This is a genomic window from Streptomyces sp. NPDC022552 (assembly GCF_055561875.1).
Genome location: NZ_JBVHGJ010000002.1, coordinates 242,937 through 262,480 on the forward strand (window position 1 = coordinate 242,937; position 19,544 = coordinate 262,480).

Sequence of the window (19,544 nt, forward strand, 5' to 3'; positions counted from 1 at the left end):
TCCTCGGGAGGGACGCGGAACGCCGGGGAACGACGCATGACAACTATGGCATGACGGCTGACAGATTTCAACATCTGTCATTCGTGCGGATGGTGGAGAGGAAAACGGTGTGACCGAGGCTCCTGGGCGGGGTAGCGTCTACGACATGTCTTCGTTCTTCCAGATCTACGAGTGAGAGCGCGGCGGGCCTCGACGCCCGCCCCCGCCGGACGATCCCCTCACCACTTCTCATCAATGGGAGAACCCCATGGCCAAGGGCCGTAACAACCTGCTCGGTGTCGGCGGACAGCGCAAGAAGCTGTCCCGCGACCAGCAGGGCGCCGTTCAGAGCAGCAACGCCGACCGCAAGGCCGCGGTCGACCAGAAGCAGGAGCTGCTGAAGAAGATGCGCGAGCGCGCGCTGGGCGCCGAAGGCACCGAGACCGCCGCCGCGGACACCACGGGCGGCCAGGAGTAGGCGCGGCCGGTACGACGGCGTGGGCCCGGGTCACGGAAGGTGACCCGGGCCCACGTGCGTCTGCCCCCGGCGTGCGGACCGGCTCGCGACCCCGGCATGCGGCCTGGCTCGCGGACCGGCTCGCGACCCTGTTCCCGGCCTAGCCCACGACGCGCGGCAGCCGCAGGCTCATCAGGGCGGTGAGGAGTACCCCCACCAGTTGGATCAGGAGCGTCACCGTCAGCGCCGTGCCCATCGAGCCGGACGCCGACAGCGACAGGAACAGCGAGCCGAGCGTCGCCACGCCCAGGGCCAGGGCGGACTGCTGGGTGGTCACCATGACGCCGCTGCCCACGCCCGCCCGGTCCGCCGGCACCTCGGAGAGGACGACCCGGAACAGGACCGGGAGCTGGAGGCCCTGGCCGAGCCCCGCGACCGCCATGCCCGGCAGAAGGCTCCAGGCCGAGAGGTCCGGCCATGACCCCCAGGCCGCGAGGGCGAGCAGACCGATGCCGAGAGCCTGTACGAGGGCGCCCGCCGTGACGATCCGGGTGCCCCAGCGCCGTACCAGCCGAGGACCCGCCAGCGAGGCCCCGAAGAAGGCCACCGCCATCGGGACCAGCGCCAGACCTGAGACCACCGCGCTCATCCGCAGACCCTGCTGGAGCGCCACCGCGATCACGAACATGAAGCCGCCGAAGCCGATCGAGAACGGCAGGACCAGAGCGAGCCCCCGGCGCAGCGAGAGGAGACCGAGCAGGCTCGGCGGTACCAGCGGCGTACGGCCCCGCCGGTCGGCCCGCAGCTCCACCCACCAGAACGCCCCCGCGGCGAACGGGAAGATCCCGAGCGCGACCCAGGTCCACAGTGGCCGGCCCGCCGCCTTCCCCTCTGTGAGAGGGGCGAGGAGCGTGAGCAGCGCGAGGCCGAGGAGCAGTGTGCCCGGGACGTCGACCGGCGCCGGGCGCTCCGAGCGGGTCTCCGGGACGGTCCGTACCGCGAGCAGCAGCCCGGCGGCCGCCACCGGCACGTTGACCAGGAAGATCGCCCGCCAGCCGCTGCCCGCGAGGTCGGCCGCGACGAGCACCCCGCCCAGGATCTGGCCGGCCACCATCGCGAGCCCGGCGGTGGCTCCGTACAGGCTCAGCGCCTTCGCGCGCCGCGCCCCCGTCGTCGAGGAGTGAATGGTCGCGAGGACCTGCGGCAGCATCAGCGCCGCCGAGGCACCCTGTGCCACACGCGCCCCGACGAGCGTCCAGGCGTCCGGCGCGAGGCCGCAGGCCAGCGAGGTCACGCCGAAGGCGGCCATGCCGGCGAGGAAGAGCCGGCGGCGGCCGAAGAGGTCGCCGAGCCGCCCGCCGAGGACGAGCAGCACGGCGTAAGAAAGTCCGTAGCCGGCCACGACCAGCTCCAGCATCGCCGGACCGGCCGCCAGGTCGTGGTCGATGGTCGGGAGGGCGACGTTGACGATGAAGAAGTCGATCAGAGGCAGCGCGGCGCCCAGGAGCACGGTGAAGAGTCCGAGGGGACCGAGGACGGGCGCCGTGTGATCGACGACGGCGCCGGTCCCGCAGGCGGGGGCGGGAGCGGTGGCGGAGGGGGAGGCTGGAGTACGCACGGTCTCGACGATCCCTCCCCACTCAGCCTGGTACCAGAGTGTCTTTATCCTGGTACAAGCACTACCTGGAAATGGGCTGAGCGCCCCGGCACCCTGGGAGCATGACGACCATGGCGGTGGAGACCACGCGCACGCGAGTCACGGAGGCCGGAGCGCAGACCGACGTCCGGCGGCACGAACTCGCCGCGTTCCTGCGCAGCCGCCGCGAGCGCATCACCCCCGAACAGGTCGGCCTGCCCCGAGGCCGGCGCCGCCGCACGCCCGGGCTGCGCCGCGAGGAGGTCGCGCACCTCTCCGCCGTCGGCGTCACCTGGTACACGTGGCTGGAGCAGGCCCGGGACATCCATGTCTCCCCGCAGGTCCTCGACGCCCTCGCCCGCGCCCTGCTGCTCGACCCGACCGAGCGCACCCACCTCTTCGCCCTCGGCGGCGAGACCGATCCGCACCCCGAGTCGCCCTGCCCGACCGTCACGCCCGCCCTGCGCGCGATGCTCGACCAGCTGGAGCCGATGCCCGCCTGCATCCAGAACAGCAGGTACGACATCCTCGCCCACAACCGCACGTACGGGAGGCTGCTCTGCGACCTTGACACGCTGCCGCGCGAGGACCGCAACTGCATCTGGCTGGCCTTCACCAACGACGAGTGGCGGGCGGCCGTCGCCGAACTGCCGGACGTCACGCGCGCGATGGCGGGCAAGTTCCGGGCCTCCATGGCCGAGCACCTCGCCGAGCCCGCCTGGAAGGCGCTGCTGCACCGGCTGGAGGCGGCCTCGCCGGAGTTCCGGGAGATCTGGGCGCGCCACGAGGTGGTGGCCCAGGGCGGCCGTACCAAGATCATCCGCAACGCGTATGTCGGGACGCTGCACCTGGAACACACCAACACGTGGCTCGGACCGACCTCCGGGCCGCGCCTGGTGACGTACGTGCCGGTGGACGCGGAGTCACGCGCGGGCGTGGAGCGGCTCCTGCGGCTCGTGCGTCAGGAGGAGGCAGAGGCCGCGCCCGCCGGTGTCTGAGCCTCCTCCGCCTCCAGCCGCCGCGCCGTCCGCTCGGCCGTCCCCCTCGCCCACGTCCCGCTGGTCAGCGCCCCCACCAGAAGGACGCAGAGACCGCAGCCGGTCATGATCCAGTAGCCGCCCCTGCTCGCCGCGACGAAGTCCTCCGTACGGGAGAGCGTGCCGACCCCGGCGGCCAGGACGGCCCCCACGACGGCGACGCCGAGCGTCTGGCCGATCTGCCGGCTGGTGGAGGCCACGGCCGACGCCACCCCGGCCTGGGAGAGGGGCATGCCCGAGACGGCGGTGTTCGTGATCGGGGCGTTCACCATGCCGAAGCCGATCCCGAAGACCACGTACCCGGCGAAGAGCATCGGATCGTGGGTCTCGGCCTCGAAGGCGGCGAAGGGCAGACAGCCGGCCGCCATCGCCGTTCCCGCGATCAGCAGCGGCAGACGCGGTCCGCGCGCCCCGACGAGCCGCCCGGAGAGCGGGGCGAAGACCAGGGTCATCGACGCCATCGGCAGCATGTACAGGCCGGCGTCCAGGGCGGAGAGCCCCCGCACGTTCTGGAGATAGAGCGTGTTCAGGAAGAGGAACCCGCCCAGGGCGGCGAACGCGCTGACGGCGATGATCGTGGCACCGCTGAACGGGGCGCTCCGGAAGAACCGCAGGTCGATCAGAGGCTCCCCGCGCCTGGGCTCGTACAGCAGCAGCCCGGCGAGCGAGGCCAGTGCGACGCCGGCGACGGGGATGCTGCTCTCGATGATCGCGTACGTGAGCGAGCCGAGGAACGCGGCGACGAGCAGCTGGCCGACCGGGTCGGGGCGGCGGGGCCTGGGCGCCTTGGACTCGGGGACGTAGCGCAGGGTCAGGAGCAGTGCGGCGAGGCCGACCGGCAGGTTGATCCAGAACACGGCGCGCCAGCCCACCGAGTCGACGAGCAGTCCGCCGACGACCGGACCCGCCGCCATGGAGACGCCGACCACCCCGCCCCACAGCCCGATGGCCCGGGCGCGCGCGGCCGGCTCGGTGAAGGTGTTGGTGATGATCGACATGGCGACCGGGTTGAGCATCGATCCACCGACCGCCTGGATCATCCGGAACACCACCAGGGTCTCCAGGCTGGGCGCGAGCGAGCAGAGGAGCGAGCCGAGAGTGAAGAGGACCAGGCCGGACACGAAGACCTTGCGGCGGCCGATCCGGTCGGCGGTCGAGCCGGCGAACATCAGCAGCGACGCCAGGACCAGCGTGTAGGCGTCAATGGTCCACTGCAGGCCCGAGACGGAGGCGCGGAGGTCGCGCTGCATGGCGGGGAGCGCGACGTTCAGCACGGTGTTGTCCAGGCTGACGATCAGCAGGCTCATGCAGCAGATCGCGAGGACGACCCGTTTCCGGTCCCGGCTGAGCGGCGCAGACGTGAGCTCGGGCATGTGCGGATCGTACGGCTGCCTAAAGACTGCCGCAGTGCGCGACAATGGCTGAATGACCGCGTTCTCCCCTCTCGCCATCGGGCCGCACATCGTGCAGCCGCCGGTGGTCCTCGCGCCGATGGCCGGCATCACCAACGCCCCTTTCCGCACCCTCTGCCGTGAGTACAGCGGCGGCAAGGGCCTGTTCGTGAGCGAGATGATCACGACGCGGGCGCTGGTCGAGCGCAACGAGAAGACCATGCAGCTCATCCGCTTCGACGAGAGCGAGAAGCCGCGGTCGATCCAGCTGTACGGCGTCGACCCCGTGACGGTCGGCAAGGCCGTGCGGATGATCGCGGACGAGGACCTGGCCGACCACATCGACCTGAACTTCGGCTGCCCGGTCCCCAAGGTGACCCGCAAGGGCGGTGGCTCGGCCCTCCCGTACAAGCGGCCGCTGCTGCGCGCGATCCTGAACGAGGCCGTGTCCAACGCGGGCGCCCTGCCGGTCACGATGAAGATGCGCAAGGGCATCGACGACGACCACATCACCTACCTGGACGCGGGCCGGATCGCGGTCGAGGAGGGCGTGACGGCGATCGCCCTGCACGGGCGGACGGCGGCGCAGCACTACGGCGGTACGGCGGACTGGGACGCCATCGCGCGCCTCAAGGAGCACGTGCCGGAGATCCCGGTGCTCGGCAACGGCGACATCTGGTCGGCGGACGACGCGCTGCGCATGATGCGCGAGACCGGCTGCGACGGCGTGGTCGTGGGGCGCGGCTGCCTGGGACGACCGTGGCTCTTCGGCGACCTCGTGGCGGGCTTCGAGGGCACGGGTGCGTACGCCCAGCCGGGGCTCCGGGAGGTCGCGGACGCGATGGTGCGGCACGCCCGGCTGCTCGGCGAGTGGCTCGGGGACGAGTCGCGCGGTGTCATCGACTTCCGCAAGCACGTGGCCTGGTACCTGAAGGGCTTCTCGGTCGGTTCCGAGATGCGCAAGAAGCTGGCGATCACCTCGTCCCTGGACGAACTGAGCGCTCAGTTGAGCGAGCTGGATCTGGACCAGCCGTGGCCGGCGGGTGCGGACGGCCCGCGTGGCCGCACGTCGGGCAACAACCGCGTGGTGCTGCCGGATGGCTGGTTGAAGGACCCGTACGACTGTGCGGGTGTCAGCGAGGAGGCTGAGCTGGACACGTCCGGAGGGTGACCCGCGGGCGTCCGGATCGTGGAAAATCGGGCCGAAGTTCGGCGTGATCCTCGCCACCCTTGATAGGGGTGGTGCTCAGATGAGCAGATTACGAGGCGTTGTACTTATGGAGGGGTGGCACTGGGTGCCACCCCTCTTGCATTCAATAGTTGAACGCAAGTGCTGGAGAAGCCGCTCATGTGAGCGGGTAACCTTGGGTTTGAGTCAAAGGAGCTTCGGAGTCTGAAAGCGGAAGCTACTCGTCAGTTACTTTCGATGCGCTGGCGGACGGGTGGTTAAGACCATGTGACCGGCAGGCGTACCTCCACAGGAGCCTTCGATCTGGGTATGTTCCTCGCCGTCAGGGCAGCCACCGAGTCCTCGAGGAGTCGAGACACGTGTCGGAAAACAAAGATCAGAAGTTCGTGTACGACTTCACCGAGGGCAACAGGGACCTGAAGGACCTGCTCGGTGGCAAGGGTGCGAACCTCGCCGAGATGACCAACCTCGGCCTCCCGGTTCCCCCCGGCTTCACGATCACCACCGAGGCGTGCAAGGTCTACCTCGACAGCGGCTCCGAGCCGGTCGAGCTCCGCGACGAGGTCAGCGCCCACCTGGACGCCCTCGAGCAGAAGATGGGCAAGAAGCTCGGCCAGGCCGACGACCCGCTGCTCGTCTCCGTACGCTCCGGCGCCAAGTTCTCCATGCCCGGCATGATGGACACGGTCCTGAACATCGGCCTCTCCGACACCTCCGTCGAGGGCCTCACCGCCCAGGCGGGCGACGCGCGCTTCGCCTGGGACTCGTACCGCCGCCTCATCCAGATGTTCGGCAAGACCGTCCTCGGCGTCGACGGCGAGCTCTTCGAGGAGGCGCTCGACGAGGCGAAGGCCGCCAAGAAGGTCACCGTCGACACCGACCTCGACGCCGCCGACCTGAAGAAGCTCGTCAAGCACTTCAAGAAGATCGTGAAGGCCGAGGCCGGCCGCGACTTCCCGCAGGACCCGCGCGAGCAGATGGACCTCGCCATCGAGGCCGTCTTCAACTCCTGGAACACCGACCGCGCCAAGCTCTACCGTCGCCAGGAGCGCATCCCGCACGACCTGGGCACCGCGGTCAACATCTGCTCCATGGTCTTCGGCAACCTCGGCCCGGACTCCGGCACCGGCGTCGCCTTCACCCGCGACCCCGCCTCCGGCCACCAGGGCGTCTACGGCGACTACCTGCAGAACGCGCAGGGCGAGGACGTCGTCGCCGGTATCCGCAACACGGTGCCGCTGGCCGAGCTGGAGTCGATCGACAAGGCGTCGTACGACCAGCTGATGCAGATCATGGAGACCCTGGAGACCCACTACAAGGATCTCTGCGACATCGAGTTCACCATCGAGCGCGGCCAGCTGTGGATGCTCCAGACCCGCGTCGGCAAGCGCACCGCCGGTGCCGCCTTCCGCATCGCCACCCAGCTCGTCGACCAGGGCCTGATCGACGAGGCCGAGGCGCTCCAGCGCGTCAACGGCGCCCAGCTCGCGCAGCTGATGTTCCCCAAGTTCGACGAGAACGCCAAGGTCGAGCAGATCGGCCGCGGTATCGCCGCCTCCCCGGGCGCGGCCGTCGGCAAGGCCGTCTTCGACTCGTACACGGCCGTCAAGTGGTCCCGCTCCGGCGAGAAGGTCATCCTCATCCGCCGTGAGACCAACCCGGACGACCTGGACGGCATGATCGCCTCCGAGGGCATCCTGACCTCGCGCGGCGGCAAGACCTCGCACGCCGCCGTCGTCGCCCGCGGCATGGGCAAGACCTGTGTCTGCGGCGCCGAGGAGCTCGAGGTCGACACCAAGCGCCGCCGGATGACCACCACCTCGGGACAGGTCATCGAGGAGGGCGACGTCGTCTCCATCGACGGCTCCACCGGCAAGGTGTACCTCGGTGAGGTACCCGTCGTACCGTCCCCGGTCGTCGAGTACTTCGAGGGCCGGATGCACGCCGGCGCCGACGACGCCGACGAGCTGGTCGCCGCCGTCCACCGGATCATGGCCTACGCCGACCGCGTCCGCCGGCTGCGCGTCCGTGCCAACGCCGACAACGCCGAGGACGCCTCGCGCGCCCGTCGCTTCGGCGCCCAGGGCATCGGCCTGTGCCGCACCGAGCACATGTTCCTCGGCGAGCGCCGCGAGATGGTCGAGAAGCTGATCCTCGCCGACACCGACGAGGAGCGGACCGAGGCCCTGGACGCCCTGCTCCCGCTCCAGAAGAAGGACTTCGTCGAGCTCTTCGAGGCCATGGACGGGCTGCCCGTCACGGTCCGTCTGCTCGACCCGCCGCTGCACGAGTTCCTGCCCGACATCACCGAGCTGTCGGTACGCGTCGCCCTCGCCGAGGCCCGCAAGGAGCCGCACGAGAACGAGCTGCGCCTGCTCCAGGCCGTGCACCGCCTGCACGAGCAGAACCCGATGCTGGGTCTGCGCGGCGTCCGGCTCGGCCTGGTCATCCCCGGTCTGTTCACCATGCAGGTCCGCGCGATCGCCGAGGCCGCGGCCCAGCGCATCGAGGCCAAGGGCGACCCGCGCGCCGAGATCATGATCCCGCTCGTCGGCACCGTCCAGGAGCTGGAGATCGTCCGCGACGAGGCCGAGCAGGTCATCGCCGAGGTCCAGGCCAAGACCGGTGTGGAGCTGAAGCTCGCGCTCGGCACCATGATCGAGCTGCCGCGCGCCGCCGTGACCGCCGGTCAGATCGCCGAGGCCGCCGAGTTCTTCTCCTTCGGCACCAACGACCTCACCCAGACCGTGTGGGGCTTCTCCCGGGACGACGTGGAGGCCAGCTTCTTCACCGCGTACCTGGAGAAGGGCATCTTCGGTGTCTCGCCGTTCGAGACCATCGACAAGGACGGCGTCGGCGCGCTGGTCCGCAGCGCGGTCCAGGCCGGCCGGGCCACCCGCCCGGACATCAAGCTCGGCGTCTGCGGCGAGCACGGCGGCGACCCGGAGTCGGTGCACTTCTTCCACGAGGTCGGACTCGACTACGTCTCCTGCTCGCCGTTCCGGATCCCGGTCGCGCGCCTGGAGGCCGGCCGCGCCGCCGCGGAGTCGAAGGGCTCCGACAGCCGCTGAGCCCTCGGCTCGGCGCCGCTGGACGGCCGCTGACCGGACGTTCAGTAGCAAAGGTCACCGGAGTCGCCGCTCGTCCCCGACCCTCAACCGATGGGCGGCGGCTCCGGGTCGCAAGAGAGACGGGGCGGACACCTTGTGCGGAGGTGTCCGCCCCGTCGTATTTCGTCCACCCCGGCGCGGCCCCGGGATGTACGCCGGATGTGAGTTTATGTTCAATCGAGGCCGATTGAATTATTGGTCGTTGAACTTTCGGTATTGAACTTTCCACGATTGGTCCCGCAAAGAACGGGACGGGCGCGACCCCCGGATCCCCACCCGGTGGCCGCGCCCATTACCCATGCCGGGCAGGTGAGCCGCAACCCTCGCCGACCGCCGCCGGACGCGCAAAGCCCCCCACGGTCTTCGCCACGCCACCTCGGTCCTGAAGGTTTCCTGCCCGACCCCCACAGCTTTTCCGTTTGCCCCCGGTCGCCGCGATGCCTTTCAAGTGTGGCTGAAACACCCTGGTAACGTGCTGTGATGATGTGCATACTCATCGACGGGGGCGGTTGCGAGTGCACAGGTGGGGGTTCAATGCTGCGGATTCATTTCACCGCGAGCGACGTGGCGGGGGTGCGTATGGCGGCCCGGCCGGACGTTCTGTGGGAAACGATTCTCAGCTTTCACCGGCTTAGGGACCGGCGGGGGCCGGTCGTCTACGGAGAATGGCGTTCCGACACACGTCCCCGGCTCAACGGGGAGACGCGGCTGCTTGCCGCGCTCGTCCCGAGTCGCGGTTACTTCCCCGACTTCCTGACCCCTCCCGAGGGCCTCCACGGTCTCGACGAGGCCCTTCAGGCGCTCCGCGAGACCCCCGTGGAGCGGCTCAGGTCCGAGCTGGCCCTCCTCGGTGCCGACCGGGCCGGCGGCCGTACGGTGCCGCACTCGCTGCGCGCCCTCGCCGAGGGCGGTGGAGAACCGTTCAGCCGGCTCCTCGGGACCCTGCGCAGCTACCACCGGGCCGCGATCGAGCCGTACTGGCCGCACATCCGCGCCCGGGTCGAGGCCGACCGCGCGCTGCGCGGCCGCGCCCTGCTCGACGGGGGCGCCGAGGAGCTCCTCGCCTCGCTGCCGCCGATGTTCCGCTGGCGCTCACCCGTCCTGGAGGCCGACTATCCCGTCGCGCGGGACCTCCACCTCGACGGCAGGGGCCTGTTGCTCCAGCCCTCGTACTTCTGTCGCGGCACGCCGGTCGTCCTGCGCGACCCGGCGCTGCCGCCGGTGCTCGTCTACCCGACGACGCACTGCGAGGCGCCCACCGTCCACGAGCCCGGCGGCTCCTCGCTCGCCAAGCTGGTCGGCAACACGCGCTCGGCGGTCCTGCACGCGATCGGCGACGGCGGCACCACCAGCGAACTCGCCCGCAGGGCCGGGGTGTCGCTCGCCTCGGCCAGCCAGCACGCCGGCGTTCTGCGCGAGGCGGGGCTCGTCGCGACCCTGCGGCACGGCAACGCCGTCCTGCACACCCTGACGCCGTTGGGCGCCGCCCTGCTCGGCGGCGCCCGGAGAAGGGTCGCGGGGGCCGTGTCGGCGGCCCCCGCGGAGCGGCTCTACGCCCGGAACGGGCCCGTCACCTCGTAGGTGATGCCGCCCGAGGAGCTGCCCGAGGTGCCGCGCTGGCTGGAGAAGTACAGCCTCCTGCCGTCGGGGGAGAACGCCGGTCCGGTGATCTCGGAGCCGGACTGGCCGCTGATCCGCAGGAACGGGGCGACGACGTCGTCCGGCGTGATGATGCAGATCTCCATGTTGCCGCCGTCCTCGGCGATGAACAGGTCGCCGGAGGAGGAGCCGGTGACGTTGTCGACGCCCGTCAGCGGGGCGCCGCCGCCGGACACCAGCGAGTCGTCGTACGCGAGCTCGTAGGTGTTGGTGGTGAGGTTGAGCTGCCAGAGACGGTTGTCGCCCTTGGTGGTGAACCAGACGGTGTCGTTGGCGTAGTGGCAGCCCTCGCCGCCGTTGAACTTCTTCGAGCCGGAGACCTGGCTGCGCGTCGCGGTCGGCGAGCCGTCCGGGTCCGGCACGTTCTGCCAGGTGAAGGAGCCGGAGGTGGCGGTGCCGGCCACCAGGACCTGGAGCGTCCCCGAGGAGAGGTTGCCCCAGGTGGTGGGTATGAACCGGTAGAAGCAGCCGCTTGTCTCGTCCTCGGTCAGGTAGATCACCCTGCGGACGGGGTCGGCGGCGGCCGCCTCGTGCTTGAAGCGGCCCATCGCGGCGCGGCGGACGGCCGCGTTCACGCCGTACGGGTCGGTCTCGTAGACGTAACCGAGGCTGACCTCCTCGCAGGAGAGCCAGGTGTTCCACGGGGTCTTGCCGCCCGCGCAGTTGGTGCGCGTGTTGGAGAGGATGCGGTACGCGCCCGTGACGGTGCCGGTGGAGCTGAACTTCACCGCGCTCGCGCCGCCGCCGGGGTTGATCTCCGAGTTGGAGACATAGATCCAGCCGCTTCCGTCGGCGAAGCAGGCGCCGCCGTCGGGGGCGTTGTGCCAGGTGTACGAGGTGCCGGGGACGGTCTGTCCCGACCGGGCGATGACCCGGCTGCTGAATCCGCTCGGCAGCAGGATGCCGTTGGCGTCGGCGGAGCCGAGGGCCCCGTAGGGGCCGGCGCCGGGCTGGGCGGGGGCCGCGTAGGCCGCACCGCGCATCAGGGTGCCGCCGAAGGCGGCCGCCGACGTGCCGATGACCGCTCCGCGCAGGAAACTGCGTCGCTCCACGTCTCACTCCAGAAGGGTGGTGTGTGAACCCGCCGCACCGGTCGGCGGCGGGGTCGCGCGCTTTCGGAACCTAGGAGTACGGAGTTGGTACGGAGTTGACGGTGCAGCAACAACCGATGAAGGGGAAGCGTCGGTCGGAAGGTGAGTGGAGTACGGAGGCGCGCGCACGGCGGCCGGAGCCGGCCGGTCGGGGCGTGTGGGGCCTCGGGCCGCCGGTTACGCCTCGGACTCCAGGAGCGTCTTGAGCTCGGCGAAGCGCTCGCGCCGGAACTCCTTGTAGGCCGCCACCGCGTCCGCGTCCGGGAGCTTCGTGTGGCCGAGGCCGATCCGGGTCTTCGCGTCGCGCACCGGCTCTAGATGGACCTCGATCCAGCTCGTCCCGCCGTCCCAGTCCGCCGTCACCGACCTGCCCGGCCGATGGGTGCGGACGTCGAGCTCGCCGTCGGGGAGCCATCGGCGGCGCAGCTGCTCGTCGGCGAAGGCGGCCGTGCAGCGCTCGGCCGGGGCGTTCACCGTCTTGCTCGCGCTGACCTGCCAGTCGCCACCGGAGGACTGGCCGACCTCGCGCAGCCCGCGCTCCTGCTCGTAGCCGACGGAGATCGACTGGGCGTGCCAGCCGTTGACGCCGTGCGCCTCCACCAGATGGCGGGCGATCGCGGTGTGCCCCTGCCGCTCGGCGCCCCAGGAGTCGAGCTGGGCGAACCATGCTGCCCAGCCCTTACCGGTGGCGGCGGTCAGGGCGTCGTCCGACAATCGCTCCGTGATCTTCCTGCCCGCGGGGCTCATACCCCGACGTCAGCCCGGTCCGGAAAAAACTTCCCGTGCGCCGATGAGTTCGGACGGGGCCCGCCGTCTTAACTCTCGAAAGCGCACACGAGGCACCTGAGACACCCCAGACGCACGAGAGACACGAGAGAGCGGACACCATGAACCAGATGATCTTCGTCAACCTGCCGGTCAAGGACCTCGAGGCCTCGAAGGCCTTCTGGGGCAAGCTCGGCTACTCCTTCAACCCGCAGTTCAGCGACGAGACCGCCGCGTGCATGATCATCAGCGACACGATCTTCGCGATGCTGCTGACCGAGCCCAAGTTCAAGGAGTTCACCAAGCCGGGCAAGGAGATCGCCGACGCGACCAGGACGACCCAGGTGCTCCTCGCGCTGAGCGCCGAGAGCCGCGAGAAGGTCGACGAGCTGGCGGACGGCGCTCTCGCCGCCGGCGGTTCCCCGGCGAAGGAGCCCATGGACTACGGCACGATGTACGGCCGCTCCTTCACGGACCCCGACGGCCACCACTGGGAGGTCATGTGGATGGACCCGGCCGCCATCCAGGGCTGATCACCCGGCGGGTTCCCCGCCGATCACCCCTTCAGACCGTCGTACGTCACGCCGGTGAGCTGCTCCGAGGCAACCCAGAGCCGCTCACCGGCGACGTCGTCGAGCGTCCACCGCGCCCGCCACGAAGCGCCGGGCGCACCCCGCACCATCAGGAACGACGGGCCGGTGAACGAGTCGGGCGCCACCCCGTCCGCCGTCGCCGCGTAGAGCGTCGGCAGCGCCCCGGCCTCGGCCGGCTGGGCGAGGTGCCGGTTGCCGAGCTCGATGATCCGCTCCGCGGCCGTACGGCCCTCCATCCGCGCCCCGGCCGTCTGCAGGTTGGTCGCCGCGTACCCGGGGTGGGCAGCCGCCGCCACGATTCCCGAGCCCGCCGCCCCCAGCCGCCGCGCCAGCTCGTGGACGAAGAGCAGATTGGCCGTCTTGGAGCGGCCGTAGGCGATCCAGCGGCGGTACTTCCGCTCGCTGTTGAGATCGCCCATGTCCAGCCTGGACAGCGCGTGCATGCCGCTGGACACGGTGACGATCCGGGCCGACGGGGCGTCGAGCAGCCGGGGCAGCAGCAGGCCGGTGAGCGCGAAGTGTCCCAGGTGGTTGACGCCGAACTGCGTCTCGAAGCCGTCCGCGGTCCGGCCGTACGGCAGCGCCATCACGCCCGCGTTGTTGACGAGCAGATCCAGCCGTTCGTACGGGAGCGAGCCCGCGAACTCCCGTACGGAGGAGAGGTCCGCGAGGTCCAGGGGGCGGAACTCCACCTCCGCGCCCGGCACTTCGATCCGCACCCGCTCGACGGCCGCCGTTCCGCGGGCCTCGCTGCGGCACGCGAGCACCACCCGGGCACCCCTGCGGGCGAGTTCGCGGGCGGTGACCAGACCGATGCCGCTGTTGGAGCCGGTGACCACGGCGGTGCGGCCGCGCTGGTCCGGGATGTCGCGGGCGCTCCAGGCGCCGATGCCTCTGCCGGTGCTGCGGCCGGGCGTGGCCATGCGGACCCCCTCGTTCTTACTCCGGAGTAGGTGGCCCAGCCTACGTCCGACCGCCTCAGGCCGAAACGCCGCCGTCGATCACCAGGTCGGTGCCGACGACCGAGCCCGCGTCCTCCGAGGCGAGGTAGAGCACCGCCGCCGCGACCTCGGAGGCCGCCGAGATCCGGCCGAGCGGGGACTCGCCCTTCATCCGCACCGCCCGCTCGGCCTCCGTCTCGCCGGGCCGCAGCGACATCGCGGACTCCGAGGCTCCGGGGCTGACCGCGTTGATACGGACGCCCTCGGTGATGTGGTCGAGGGCGGCGGCGCGCGTCATCGCGGAGACCGCCGCCTTGGAGACCTGGTAGCCGAAGACGCCGGGGATGCGGAGGTGCGGGCCGAGGTTGGAGGAGATGTTGACGATGGCGCCGCCGCCATGGGCCCGCATATGGGCGATCTCGGCCTGGAGGGAGTGCAGGACGCCGGTGACGTTGGTGTCGAGCAGGGCCTGCCAGTCCTCCAGGGGGAAGTCGGCGGCGGACGCGCCGCCCCGGAAGATCCCGGCGTTGTTGACGGCGACGTCCAGTCCGCCGAAGGTCTCGACGGTCTCCCGGACCAGACGGCGGGTGTCCTCGGGGCGGGCGACATCGGCCGTGACGGCGGCCGCGGTGCCGCCGAGGTCCTTGATCAGCAGCACTGTCTCGTCGAGGGTGGCGGCGCTGCGGCCGGAGACGACGACCTTCGCGCCCTCGGCGGCGAAGGCCAGCGCGATGGCCCGTCCGAGTCCGGTGCCGGCGCCGGTGACGAGGACGCGCTTCTCGGTGAAACGTGTGGGCATGTGGATGCCAACTCCCTAGGTTTCTTGACCGTACGTTCCAATAAGGGGGCCGGGGAAAGGGGCGCCGTGGGGCGCCCCTTGGTTCTCGCGACCGGCCTCAGTCCAGCAGGGCCAGGGCCTGTTCCGCCGCGTCGTGGACCCGGGCCGGGTCGCTCGACGCCTTGCCGACCACGCGGAGCCCCTGTGCCAGGACGAGCAGCATCCGGGCCAGCGCCCGCGGATCGCGGTCGGCGGGCAGCTCGCCCTGGGCGCGGGCCCGTACCAGCGCGGCGTGGATCAGGGTCTCGATGTGATCCCAGCTCCGCTCCACGCGGTGCGCCACCGCCTCGTCGCGCGGCCCCAGTTCGGCCGCCGAGTTGGTGACGAAGCAGCCGTTCAGGCGGGCTTCCTCGGCCCCCGCCTCCGCCGCGAAGCGGCGGATCAGGGCCCGTACGGGCGGAAGCGCCGGCCCGGGCGCGGACAGCTCCTCCAGGATCAGCGGGTCGCGTGACCGGAGGTAGCGGTCCAGCGCCTTCAGGTACAGGGCGTGCTTGTTGCCGAAGGTCGCGTAGATGCTGGCGCGGCCGATCCCGAGGGTCTCGACGAGATCCGCCATCGTCGTCGCCTCGTACCCGCGCGCCCAGAACAGATGGAGGGCTGCCTGGAGCGCGGCGTCCGGGTCGAATTCCTTGGTCCTGGCCACGCGTTGACTCTAGGAGTATCTGGAACGAGCGGTCAAGTAGAAATGATCACCTGATCCACGGCCGGCACATCACACCGTGCGGACCGGGAAGACCGCCACCGAAACGCCCTCGTCGTCCAGGCACTTCCCCGTCTCCAGGTCGAAGCGCTGCTTCAGGAGCGGCGAGGCCACGAAGGTCCGTCCGCCAGCCGATCCGAGGAGACCCCGGGACAGCACCTGGGCGCCCGTGAACGGGTCGCGGTTCTCGATCGCGTACGCCCGCCCCGCCCGGTCCAGGAAGAGCGCCGCCTGCCGGCCGTCGGGAAGCAGCGCGGCCACGCCCCGGCCCGGGATCAGCCGGGCGGTCTCGCAGACCGTCGTCCAGGCGTCGGCCTCGACGTCGTGGGAGAGTTCGAGGTTCATCGGCTTCAGACCCCTTCCAGAGTTCCGATGGTGAGAATGGTCAGGTCCGGCTTGATCTGGTCGCGCTCCGGGATGAACCGCACCGACGGGTCCGGCGCGTCCGGCGCGTTCACGAAGGAGACGAAGCGGCGCAGCCGCTCCGGGTCGTCCAGGGTCGCGGCCCACTCGTCCTGGTAGTCCGCGACATGGGCCGCCATCAGGGCCTCCAGCTCGTCGCAGAGCCCCAGCGAGTCGTGCACGACCACGTCCCGCAGATGGTCGAGCCCGCCCTCGAGGCGCTCCAGCCACACCGAGGTGCGCTCCAGGCGGTCGGCGGTGCGGATGTAGAACATCAGGAACCGGTCGATCAGCCGCACCAGTTCGGCGTCCGACAGGTCCTGCGCGAGCAGGTCCGCGTGGCGCGGGGTCGCGCCGCCGTTGCCGCCGACGTACAGGTTCCAGCCGTTGGCCGTCGCGATGACGCCGAAGTCCTTCGACTGCGCCTCCGCGCACTCCCGGGCGCAGCCGGATACCGCCGACTTGAGCTTGTGCGGGGAGCGCAGGCCCCGGTAGCGCAGCTCCAGCTGGATCGCCATCTTCACCGAGTCCTGGACGCCGTAGCGGCACCAGGTCTGCCCCACGCAGGACTTCACCGTGCGCAGCGACTTGCCGTACGCGTGCCCCGACTCGAAGCCCGCGTCGACCAGCCGGGTCCAGATCGCGGGCAGCTGGTCCACCCGGGCACCGAACAGGTCGATCCGCTGACCACCCGTGATCTTGGTGTAGAGGCCGAAGTCGCGGGCCACCTCACCGATCACGATCAGCTTCTCCGGGGTGATCTCGCCGCCCGGGATGCGGGGCACGACCGAGTACGAGCCGTTGCGCTGGAGGTTCGCGAGGAAGTGGTCGTTGGTGTCCTGGAGGGACGCCTGCTCGCCGTCGAGGATGTAGCCGCCCACCCCGATCGTCGGCGCGAGACTGGCCAGGATCGAGCCGACGGTCGGCTTGCAGACCTCGCACCCCTCGCCGCCCCGCGCCTCCGGCCGGCCGTGCGAGTCGAGCAGCTCGGCGAAGGAGGTCAGCCGCAGCGTACGGGTGATCTCGTACAGCTCACTGCGGGTGTACGAGAAGCAGCCGCACAGCCCCTTGTCCGCGGGCTCCGGCAGCAACTGGCCGATGAGCTTCACGCAACTGCCGCAGCCCGTCCCCGCCTTGGTGCACTTCTTCACCTCCGGCAGCGTCGCGCACTGGCTGATCGCGTGCTTGGTGACGTTGTGGCACGAGCATATGACCGCGTCGTCCGGCAGCGCGGACGGACCGAGCGCGACCGGCGCGCCCGCGCCCGCCGGGAGGACCAGCTGCTCGGGGGAGACGGGCGGCACCGAGCCGGTGAGCGGCCGCAGCATGCCGTACGAGTCGGCGTCACCGACCAGGACACCGCCGAGCAGCACCCCGTCCCCGTCGACCACGAGCTTCTTGTAGACCCCGGAGCGGGAGTCGGAGTACACGACGTCGAGGCAGCCCTCGGTCGTGCCGTGCGCGTCGCCGAAGGAGGCCACGTCCACACCGAGCAGCTTCAGCTTCGTCGACATGTCGGCACCCGTGAAGGAGCGCTCCTCGGCCTCGTCGGCGATCGTCGCCGCCACCGTCAGCGCCATCTCGTAGCCGGGCGCCACCAGGCCGTACACCCGGCCGTCCGAGGCGAGCGCGCACTCGCCGATCGCGTAGACGGACGGATCGGACGTCCGGCACCGGTCGTCCACCGCGATGCCGCCGCGCTCGCCGACCGTGAGACCGCAGTCGCGCGCCAACTGGTCCCGGGGGCGTACACCCGCCGAGAACACCACCATGTCCGTGGCCACCTCGGAGCCGTCCGAGAGCCGCATCCCGGTGACCACGCCGTCCGCGGTCACCACCTCCTGCGTGCCCGTGCCGGTGTGGACCGTCAGCCCCATCTGCTCGATCGTGCGCAGCAGCGCCGCGCCGCCACCCTCGTCGACCTGCACCGGCATCAGCCGGGGCGCGAACTCCACGACGTGCGTGTCGAGTCCGAGCCCCTTGAGCGCGCCCGCCGCCTCCAGGCCGAGCAGACCGCCGCCGACGACCGCGCCCGTCGTCGCCGTCTTCGCGTACTCCTCGATCGCGAGCAGGTCCTCGATCGTCCGGTACACGAAACAGCCGCGGGCGTCCTTGCCGGGGACGGGCGGCACGAAGGGGTACGAGCCGGTGGCCAGGACGAGCGTGTCGTACGCGAAGACCTGCCCGGAGCGGGCGGTGACCGTACGGGCCGCGCGGTCGATCGACTCGGCCGGGTCGCCGACGTACAGCTCGATGCCGTACTTCTCCATGAAGCCGTCCTCGACCATCGACAGATCGTCGGGGGTCCGGCCGTTGAAGTACGAGGTCAACTGGACGCGGTCGTAGGCGGGGCGCGGCTCCTCGCAGAGGACGACGACCCGCGCGCGCTCGGTGACGCCCCGGTCCGCGAGCGCCTCCAGGAACCGCTGGCCGACCATGCCGTGGCCGACCAGGACGAGGGTGGGGGTGTGCATCTCAGGAGCCTCCGTCATGGGTGAGCAGATGAAGCAGGGGAGCGTCGGGCAGGGCCTCGTCGCCCTCCCACGCCCGGGCGAGCGTCCCGACCGCGGCGAGATCGCCGAGCAGCACGCCGCCGACGAGCCGGTCGCCGCGGACGACGACCTTGCGATAGGCGCGCCGGGTGGCGTCCGTCAGCTGGACGACGTCGTCCCCGGGCAGCGGTGTCGCCTCGCCGAAGGCGGCCAGGTCGAGTGCTTCGGGCCCGGCCCCGGGCCCGCCGAGCGTGAGCCGGGTCAGGGCGCGCGTGCCGGTGTACGCAGGGCGGGGCGCGGCGGGTTCGGCGGGGAGCGTGGTGGCCGCGGGGGCCGCGTCCGCCGCCTCCGACCGGAGGATGTCCGCCAGCGCGTCCGCCTGTTCCAGCGCCGGGCCCGCCAGTCCGTAGACGCGGCCGGCGTGCTCGGCGCAGTCGCCGATGGCGTGGATGTACGGGTCGGAGGTCCGCAGCTGGTCGTCGACGACGACGCCCGTACGGACGTCGAGCCCGGCGTCCCGGGCGAGACCGATCCGCGGCCTCACCCCGCACGCGAGCACCACGACCTGGGCGTCGAGCACGAACCCGTCGGCGAGTTCCACGGCCGTGACCGCGCCGTCCCGCTGCCGCAGCCCGCTGACGCGGCACTCGGTGTGCACCTCCACGCCGAGGGACTCCACGTGCGTCCGGAGCAGCTCCGAGGCCGAGGCGTCGAGCTGGCGCTCCATGAGCCGCTCGCCCTGCTGGGTCAGCACGACCTCCGCGCCGAGCGCGGCCAGCGCGCGGGCCGCCGAGACCCCGAGCAGACCGCCGCCGATGACGACCGCGCGGACCCCGGGGCGGACGACGGCCCGGAGCTCCAGGCAGTCGTCGAGCGTACGGAACGGGTGGACGCCCGACGGCAGCAGCGAGCCGCGCAGTCCGCGCAGCGGCGGAAGCACCGGGTTGGAGCCGGTCGCCAGGACCAGCCGGTCGTAGCCGACCTCCGTGCCGTCGTCGCACTCCACGGTCCGCGCGGCCCGGTCGATCCGCACCGCCCGCACCCCTCGCCGCACCGGCTCCAGAGGGGCAGGCAGCGCGATCACCTCCGGCGCGTACCGCCCGGCGAGGACGTCCGCGAGCAGCACCCTGTTGTAGGGCGCGTGCGGCTCTTCGCCGAGGAGGGTGACGGGCAGACGCTGGGCGAGCCGGGCGCCCGCCGTTCCGCCTCCGACCACCACGATCCGTGTACTCATGCACCGAAGAGTGCGGGGCGGGTGTTACCC

At 71.1% G+C, this 19,544-nt stretch carries 16 protein-coding genes; 6 read left to right on the forward strand and 10 right to left on the reverse strand.

Annotated features, from left to right (window positions below):
• The first annotated feature begins 247 nt into the window (after positions 1 to 247).
• Entirely contained in the window at positions 248 to 457 is a 210-nt protein-coding gene (locus ACZ3OF_RS05960) for a DUF6243 family protein (RefSeq protein WP_361679975.1), read from the forward strand.
• Positions 458 to 596: 139 nt separating this feature from the next.
• Here ACZ3OF_RS05960 and ACZ3OF_RS05965 read toward each other — a convergent pair whose 3' ends face one another.
• A complete protein-coding gene (locus ACZ3OF_RS05965; protein WP_467303081.1) occupies positions 597 to 2,054 on the reverse strand; it encodes an MFS transporter in 1,458 nt (485 codons plus the stop codon).
• Between the two features lie 101 nt (positions 2,055 to 2,155).
• On the opposite strand from ACZ3OF_RS05965, the gene ACZ3OF_RS05970 reads away from it, so the two are divergent.
• Positions 2,156 to 3,070, forward strand: a complete 915-nt coding sequence (locus tag ACZ3OF_RS05970; RefSeq protein ID WP_467303083.1) for an MmyB family transcriptional regulator — start codon at positions 2,156 to 2,158, stop codon at positions 3,068 to 3,070.
• Here ACZ3OF_RS05970 and ACZ3OF_RS05975 read toward each other — a convergent pair.
• Positions 3,034 to 4,482 carry an MFS transporter gene (locus tag ACZ3OF_RS05975; protein ID WP_467303085.1) on the reverse strand — a complete coding sequence of 483 codons (1,449 nt, stop codon included), beginning with the start codon at positions 4,480 to 4,482 and terminating at the stop codon, positions 3,034 to 3,036. The two genes, ACZ3OF_RS05970 and ACZ3OF_RS05975, sit on opposite strands and share 37 nt — an antisense overlap.
• A 52-nt stretch (positions 4,483 to 4,534) precedes the next feature.
• Here ACZ3OF_RS05975 and dusB point away from each other — a divergent pair, with 52 nt between their 5' ends.
• From dusB to ACZ3OF_RS05990, 3 genes are all read left to right on the forward strand, one after another.
• Positions 4,535 to 5,671: a tRNA dihydrouridine synthase DusB gene (gene dusB / locus ACZ3OF_RS05980; protein WP_467303087.1), complete on the forward strand. Its 1,137-nt coding sequence runs from the start codon at positions 4,535 to 4,537 to the stop codon at positions 5,669 to 5,671.
• Between the two features lie 377 nt (positions 5,672 to 6,048).
• Positions 6,049 to 8,760, forward strand: a complete 2,712-nt coding sequence (ppdK, locus tag ACZ3OF_RS05985; protein ID WP_361679983.1) for a pyruvate, phosphate dikinase — start codon at positions 6,049 to 6,051, stop codon at positions 8,758 to 8,760.
• A 573-nt stretch (positions 8,761 to 9,333) separates the two neighbouring features.
• Positions 9,334 to 10,380, forward strand: a complete 1,047-nt coding sequence (locus ACZ3OF_RS05990) for an ArsR/SmtB family transcription factor (RefSeq protein WP_361679986.1) — start codon at positions 9,334 to 9,336, stop codon at positions 10,378 to 10,380.
• On the opposite strand, the gene ACZ3OF_RS05995 is transcribed toward ACZ3OF_RS05990, so the two are convergent.
• Together ACZ3OF_RS05995 and ACZ3OF_RS06000 are read right to left on the reverse strand one after the other, a co-directional pair.
• Positions 10,350 to 11,510, reverse strand: coding sequence for an alkaline phosphatase PhoX (locus ACZ3OF_RS05995; RefSeq protein ID WP_361679989.1), 1,161 nt, complete (start codon positions 11,508 to 11,510; stop codon positions 10,350 to 10,352). The genes ACZ3OF_RS05990 and ACZ3OF_RS05995 overlap by 31 nt on opposite strands.
• 216 nt (positions 11,511 to 11,726) lie before the next feature.
• Positions 11,727 to 12,296: a hypothetical protein gene (locus ACZ3OF_RS06000; protein ID WP_467303090.1), complete on the reverse strand. Its 570-nt coding sequence runs from the start codon at positions 12,294 to 12,296 to the stop codon at positions 11,727 to 11,729.
• 140 nt (positions 12,297 to 12,436) lie between these two features.
• Here ACZ3OF_RS06000 and ACZ3OF_RS06005 point away from each other — a divergent pair, with 140 nt between their 5' ends.
• Entirely contained in the window at positions 12,437 to 12,847 is a 411-nt protein-coding gene (locus ACZ3OF_RS06005; RefSeq protein WP_361679994.1) for a VOC family protein, read from the forward strand.
• Between the two features lie 23 nt (positions 12,848 to 12,870).
• On the opposite strand, the gene ACZ3OF_RS06010 is transcribed toward ACZ3OF_RS06005, so the two are convergent.
• From ACZ3OF_RS06010 to ACZ3OF_RS06035, 6 genes are all read right to left on the reverse strand, one after another.
• A complete protein-coding gene (locus ACZ3OF_RS06010) occupies positions 12,871 to 13,830 on the reverse strand; it encodes an oxidoreductase (RefSeq protein WP_467303091.1) in 960 nt (319 codons plus the stop codon).
• Positions 13,831 to 13,885: 55 nt separating this feature from the next.
• Positions 13,886 to 14,647, reverse strand: a complete 762-nt coding sequence (locus tag ACZ3OF_RS06015) for an SDR family NAD(P)-dependent oxidoreductase (RefSeq protein WP_467303092.1) — start codon at positions 14,645 to 14,647, stop codon at positions 13,886 to 13,888.
• A gap of 97 nt (positions 14,648 to 14,744) precedes the next feature.
• A complete protein-coding gene (locus ACZ3OF_RS06020) occupies positions 14,745 to 15,329 on the reverse strand; it encodes a TetR/AcrR family transcriptional regulator (RefSeq protein ID WP_361680003.1) in 585 nt (194 codons plus the stop codon).
• A 69-nt stretch (positions 15,330 to 15,398) separates the two neighbouring features.
• The gene (gene nirD, locus ACZ3OF_RS06025) at positions 15,399 to 15,731 is read right to left on the reverse strand and encodes a nitrite reductase small subunit NirD (protein ID WP_361680006.1); all 333 of its coding nucleotides are present in this window, start codon (positions 15,729 to 15,731) and stop codon (positions 15,399 to 15,401) included.
• 5 nt (positions 15,732 to 15,736) lie between these two features.
• Positions 15,737 to 18,262 carry a nitrite reductase large subunit NirB gene (gene nirB / locus ACZ3OF_RS06030; protein WP_361680009.1) on the reverse strand — a complete coding sequence of 842 codons (2,526 nt, stop codon included), beginning with the start codon at positions 18,260 to 18,262 and terminating at the stop codon, positions 15,737 to 15,739.
• Between the two features lies 1 nt (position 18,263).
• A complete protein-coding gene (locus ACZ3OF_RS06035) occupies positions 18,264 to 19,514 on the reverse strand; it encodes an NAD(P)/FAD-dependent oxidoreductase (RefSeq protein ID WP_467303093.1) in 1,251 nt (416 codons plus the stop codon).
• Positions 19,515 to 19,544: the final 30 nt, after the last annotated feature.